This window comes from Chloroflexota bacterium, from assembly GCA_016197225.1.
GTDB lineage: Bacteria > Chloroflexota > Anaerolineae > Anaerolineales > VGOW01 > VGOW01.
Genome location: JACPWC010000017.1, coordinates 43,189 through 49,422, shown reverse-complemented (window position 1 = coordinate 49,422; position 6,234 = coordinate 43,189). Strand labels below are relative to the sequence as shown.

Genomic DNA, 6,234 nt, shown 5'->3' with positions numbered 1-6,234 from the left:
TCCACCAGGATTTCGCCTACTACGAAGAGCGCGGCGCTGGGCACTGGTGGGGTAAGCCTGCCCTCCTGCCCGCGCTTGAAATGTTGCGCTACACAGCCCGCGCCGCCCTGAGCTACGAAGAAGCCTCGCGCTGGAGCCTGCCGCCGCTTGGCCTGGCCGGAATGATCAGCCCGCTTGTCTTCGGGCGTGGCGCGCGCGACTTCTGGCCGCCCTGGGATCGCGTCGAGTTCGGCTACATGGGCCTCACCACGCTTGCCATTCTCCTTCACCTCCGAAAACTCAGGAATTGGCCTTTTGGGATTTGGCTCTTGGGATTTGGGCTTTTTTCCCTCTTCATCGCCTTCGGCAAATACACGCCCGCCCACTTCCTCCTCTACAAATTCATCCCCGGCTTCGCCTCCCTCCGCGTCCCGGCCCGTTTCGTCCTCCTCACCAACTTCGCCCTCGCCGTGCTTGCCGGTTACGCATTGAGCAAGAGATTAGACGCTTCGCGTAGTAATTGGAGATTTGGGATTTGGCTTTTGGGATTTGGGATTTTGAGCGCCTCCCTCGCCCCTCTCGTCTTTGGCCGCCAACCTGCCTGGGCCGCCCTGTTCATCCCACTCGCCGTCCTCATCGCCGCCCTCATTCTCTTTCAACGCGCGCCGCGCCTCTTGCCCTTGCTCCTCTTCCTCGAACTCTTCGCCTTCGGCGGCTTCGTTGAAGTAGATCGCGCCGACCCGAGCGCCGGATACAAACATGGCCCCGCCGTAGATTATCTTCTCGCCCAGCCCGGCCCGACTCGCATTGACCTCGCCACCTCCAAATGGCAACCCGACGCGCCCGCCGTCTTCGGCCTAGAGTCGATCACCGGCCTCGCCAACCCGCTTGCTTTGGCTTACTACGACCGCTACTACTGGTCGGTTGGCTATCGTGGCTCGCCGCAATACAACTTCCTCAACGCCCAATTCGTCGTCGCCGACAAAGACTCGCCGCCCGCCGACTCCACCTTCGTTCCCGTCTTCAACGAAGACCCGGACGTGGACATCTACCTCAACACCAACGCCATGCCCCGCGTCCATTTGATCTACGATCCCGTCTTCGTCGAAGACCCCGCCGCCGCCTTTGCCGCCATCCATGCCGACGGTTTCAACCCCGCCTCCCAGGTCGTCATCGAACCTTCGCCTAACTACCTAACCACCAAACCACCTAACTCGCCATCCAACCTCTTCTACACCGACTACCAGCCCGGCCACTTCACCGTCGTCGCTCAAACGCCCGAATCCGCCTATCTCGTCATGAAGCCGCCTCAATCTCTACGCTCCGCGTCCAATTCTCTAATCTCTAATTACCAATTACTCTTCATCCTCGCCCTCGCCGCCCTCCTCCGCCTCGGCTGGCCCGGCCTCACCGAGTTCAAAGCCGACGAAGCCCGCCTGTTGGCCCTCGCCCTCGACATGGCCGAGTTCAAAGGCCTTGCCTTGCGCGGCATCGGCTCCTCGGTCGGCTTCCCCAACTTTCCAATGTCGGTCTGGCTGTATTCGATTCCGCTGTTTCTTTGGAAACATCCTTACTCAGCCACATTTTTTCTTGCCGGACTCAACACCCTGGCCGTTTACGTGACCTACCGCCTCACGCGCCGATACTGGGGTGAAGCCGCCGCCCTCGTAGCAACTTTGTTCTTCGCCGTCAGCCCCTGGGCCGTCATCTACTCGCGCAAAATCTGGGCCCAGAATCTTTTGCCGCTGTTCGTTCTGCTCTACATCGGCTCGGCCCTCGCGGCCTTTGTAGACAAGCGCCGTCACTTTTTACTTCTTCACTTTGTCAGTCTCGCCGTCGTCGTGCAAATTCACCTATCCGGCCTGGCCTTCATTCCACTCACCGGCCTGCTCCTCATCATCTTCTGGCGGCGAACACGCGAAGCCTGGCGCGAAATCGTATTAGGTCTTGCCGCCGCCGCCCTCACGGCAATTCCTTTTGGTATTTGGGTGCTCTCTCACGCCGACGACAATAACCAATTACTAATAACCGATCTCCTCTCCCGCCCAGCCCTTCTCGATTTCGATTCCCTACGTTTCACCTGGCTGGTGCTGACCGGCGGCGACATTCACTCGCTGGCCGGGCCAAAGGCGTTTCAAGACTATCTCAACTCGGTTCCCGACATCACCCTGATCCGCTGGCTGTGGGGCGGGCTGGCCGCCGCCGGGTTGTTCACCGCCCTTCGCCGCCGCCGCCCCGCCGACTTGATTCTCGCCCTGTGGCTCATCGTCCCCGTCCTCTTTTTCATTCGGCATTCCACGCCCGTCTTCCCTCACTACTTCATCCTCACCCTGCCTGCTGGCTACATTCTTGCGGGCGATTTCGTTCAGGCTGTCAACGATTTTTTCACCGCGAAGACGCAAAGACCGCGAAGATTTTTTTTGTTCTCTTTGCGCCCGCCTGCCCCGCTTCTTTTTGCGGGGTCGCGCCTTCGCGGTTCGATTATTGCCGGGGTGATCGTCATCTCTGCCGTCGCGCAGGCCAGTGCCTGGCTGGTCCTGCTGTTTTTCATCGGCTCGCACAACACACCGGGCGGGTTTGGCACGCCGCTCGGCCTGCTCCTCAACGCCGTGGACGGGGCCAGGCAGATGCAGGCCTCGCTGGCCGCCCCTGAGATTCTGGTGGTGGGGGGTGGCGACGACCCGGCAGTGGACGAGTTCCCGGCGGTGATGGATGCCTTGTTTCGCGGGACACCACACCGATTTGTAGACGGCAACGAAGCGGCGGTTTTTCCGCAGGGCGGGGCGGTGGCGATCATCCAGCCCGGCGAGTTCCGGGCGCGCGGACGCTATGAAGACTGCGCCGAGACCGAAGCCTGCATGGTTCTGCGCGACGGCGAATTGGGCATTGAACTGGTCGGTCTTGCAGCGAACACGGAAGTGGCAATCGCCAACCCGTTCCCCGAGCCGCGAACGCTGGCGAACGGAGTTGAATTGCTGGGCTGGGAATCACAACCGGCCTGGGCGGTGATCTGGCGCGTGGGCTATGTGCCCGCCGCCACCGACTATCACTTCTTCAATCACGCCGAAGGCGCGCAGGTTGATGGCGCGGGTTATCCGTCACGTTACTGGCTCGAGGATGATCTGGTGATCAGCTTCTTCGATTTATCGGCGTATGGTTTTCCGGTCCGGGTGGGAATGTACGAATACCCGTCGGTGGTGAATGTGCCGGTGATGGATGTGGCGGGGGAACCGTTTTCGGATGCGGTGACGGCGAGACCGTAAAACGACAAACGTAAAACGACAGCCTTCACGTTTCACGTTTGTCGTTTGCCAGGATTTCCAATAGCACCTTCATCCCCGTTTCAACCGTCTTGCCACTGGCGTCAAGAGTCGGGTCAACGGCGCTCAGGGTGAAAGCCAGCAAGGGCTTGGCGGCGATCAGGTCGCGAGCGATGCGAATCGCTTCGTCACTGCTCAGGCCGCCGGGGGCCGGGTAGTTCACGCCCGGCGCTTCATTCAAGTCCAACACGTCCACGTCGAAGTGAAGATAGAGGACGTCAGCGCCGGCCAGGGCGTGCAAAGCAGATGCGTGGCTTTGGCGAATCTGTTCGGTTGTCAGCACAGTGACGGTTGTGGTATCGAGCAAGGCCTTTTCGGGCGGGTCGAGGTCGCGCGCGCCGAGCAGAGCGCAGTGTTTGGTAGCAGCGGGTTTTGTAAGTCCGGCGTCGCGGCGCAGGGCAGCGTTGCCATAGCCGCAAATGGCGGCGTAAGGCATCCCGCCGATGTAACCGGAGAGGGTGGTCTCTTCAGTGTTCCAGTCGCCGTGCGCGTCGAACCAGGCCACGCCCACTTTCAAGTTGGATCGGGCGCGAGCGATGCCGCTCCACATACCGATGGCGTTGCAACAGTCGCCGCCGAGGATGACGGGTGTGTGGCCGTCACTCAAGGCCTGGGCCACCGAGTCGGCCACCCCGGCCTGGAGGCGGCCCAACCGGGTGAGCATGTCGCCTTCGCCCCAAACGTCAGCCAGAGTCACATCGCGGGCCACGCGCAGGCCGCGTTCGGCCAGTCGCGCCAGCAGGCCGGCCGAGCGTAGTGCGCCCGGCGCCTGGCCCATGCCGCGCAAATGTTGATCCTGGCTGAAGGGGACGGAGATGAGGGAGAGGGTCATATCCGGCTACTTCGCTTGGCCCTGCGCCGCCACTGCCTCTGCCGCTTTCTTCACCGCTTCGGCATCGCCCAGATAGTAATTCTTGAGCGGCTTCAAAGAGTCGTCGAGTTCGTAGACGAGCGGGATGCCGGTGGGGATGTTGAGTTCGGGGATGGCCTCGTCTGAAATGTTGTCGAGATACTTAACGAGGGCGCGGATGCTGTTGCCGTGAGCGGCGATGAGCACTCGCTGGCCGGATTTAATCGCCGGGGCCAGCGTGCTGTGCCAGTACGGCAAGACGCGGCCTAGAGTCTCTTTGAGCGATTCGGTGCGCGGCAGTTCGTCCGGTGTGAGGGCCGCATAGCGGCGGTCGTGGGCTGGGTGGCGCTCGTCGCTGAGGTCGAGCGGCGGCGGCGGCGTGTCGTAACTTCGCCGCCAAATCTTCACCTGCGCCTCGCCGTATTGCTCGGCCATCTCGGCCTTGTTCAGGCCCTGCAGAGCGCCATAATGCCGCTCGTTGAGTTGCCAGGCCCGGTAAACCGGAATCCATTCCAGTTCCATCGCCTCTAAAACGATCCACAGTGTTTTGATGGCGCGCTTGAGGACGGATGTGTAGGCCACGTCGAAGGTGTAGCCGCCGTCGCGTAAAAGCTGGCCGCCGTTCCGGGCCTCCGTCCGACCCAGGCCGGTTAAATCCACGTCGGTCCAACCGGTGAAACGGTTTTCCAGATTCCAATCGCTTTGTCCGTGACGGATGAGGACGAGTTTGTAGGTCATAAGGAAATTGATGGAAAGAGGGAAAGAAAGGAAACAGGTACACAAGTGTGCCGCAACCTGTGTACCTGTTTACTGTTTACTGCTTACCAATCACTGCATTTACCGAATCGCCCGCTCAGTCGCCTTATCGAACAGGTGCATGTTGTCCAGGTTTAGAGTCACCTGCAACTTGTCGCCGATGCGGGCCTTGCTGCGCGGGTCCACCCGGCCCACAAAGTTCTTGTCGCCGACGACGAGGTAAAGGAAGACTTCGTTGCCCATCAACTCGGTCACGTCCACCCTGGCCTCCACCGGGGCCTGATGAATGCCGGGCGGGGCGTAGTTGGGGTCGTGGATGTCTTCGGGGCGGACGCCCATGATCACGTCTTTGCCGACGTGAGACTTGTAAGGCCCATCCCGGCCTTCGGGCACGGTGACGTGGAACGCGCCGCAGTCCACCACCATTTTGCCATTATCCGACTTCACGCGGGCGTCGAAGAAGTTCATGGATGGCGACCCGATGAACCCGGCCACGAAAACGTTGTCGGGCCGGTCGTAGAGGTTTTGCGGGCTGTCAATCTGCTGGAGGACGCCGTCCTTCATCACGGCGATGCGGCTGGCCATCGTCATCGCTTCCACTTGATCGTGGGTGACGTAAATGAAAGTCGTGCCGAGTTGCTGGTGAAGCTTGGAGATTTCGGCGCGGGTCTGCACCCGGAGTTTGGCGTCCAGGTTGGAGAGTGGCTCGTCGAAGAGGAAGACGGCCGGGTTGCGGACGATGGCCCGGCCTACGGCCACGCGCTGGCGCTGGCCGCCGGAGAGTTGCTTGGGCTTGCGGTTGAGCAGTTGGCCGATGCTCAGAATGTCCGCCGCCTTCTTCACCCGGGTGTCAATCTCGGCTTTGGGCATCTTGCGAAGCTTGAGGCCGAAGGCCATGTTGTCGTACACGCTCATGTGCGGGTAAAGCGCGTAAGACTGGAACACCATGGCGATGTCGCGATCCTTCGGGGCCACGTCGTTGACGACGCGGTCGCCGATGCGGATCTCGCCGCCGGTGATCTCTTCCAGCCCGGCCAACATGCGGAGGGCGGTAGACTTGCCGCACCCCGAAGGCCCGACTAGCACCAGAAATTCCTTGTCGGCTACTGAAATGTTCAAATCGTTGATGGCGGTCACCTCGCCGAATTTCTTGGTGACATGGTCGTACGTTACACTTGCCATGTTTTCCTCTCTTTCTTCGCGAATATAGTGGCTTGATTATAAAGTTGAGAGGGAGGCATGTCAATTTGTTCATACTACAAACGTTCTTTGCTCCGGCTTGGTTATTCTGCTATTATTGCCTGCGAAATGTTAGACAGGATCAGGCAA

The 6,234-nt window shown here is 60.5% G+C and carries 4 protein-coding genes; 1 reads left to right on the top strand and 3 read right to left on the bottom strand.

Translation table 11 applies throughout. The annotated features are described in order from the left end of the window. Positions 1-3,242 (top strand): hypothetical protein (locus HYZ49_03785; protein ID MBI3241395.1); only part of this gene is annotated, 3,242 nt, incomplete at its 5' end. A gap of 25 nt (positions 3,243-3,267) precedes the next feature. Here HYZ49_03785 and HYZ49_03780 read toward each other — a convergent pair. The 3 genes from HYZ49_03780 to ugpC form a co-directional block, all read right to left on the bottom strand. Continuing rightward, positions 3,268-4,131 (bottom strand): arginase family protein, encoded by an 864-nt coding sequence (locus HYZ49_03780; protein ID MBI3241394.1) that lies wholly within the window; start codon positions 4,129-4,131, stop codon positions 3,268-3,270. 6 nt (positions 4,132-4,137) lie between these two features. Further along, a complete protein-coding gene (gpmA, locus tag HYZ49_03775; protein MBI3241393.1) occupies positions 4,138-4,887 on the bottom strand; it encodes a 2,3-diphosphoglycerate-dependent phosphoglycerate mutase in 750 nt (249 codons plus the stop codon). Between the two features lie 99 nt (positions 4,888-4,986). After that, positions 4,987-6,087, bottom strand: coding sequence for a sn-glycerol-3-phosphate ABC transporter ATP-binding protein UgpC (gene ugpC / locus HYZ49_03770; protein MBI3241392.1), 1,101 nt, complete (start codon positions 6,085-6,087; stop codon positions 4,987-4,989). Positions 6,088-6,234: the final 147 nt, after the last annotated feature.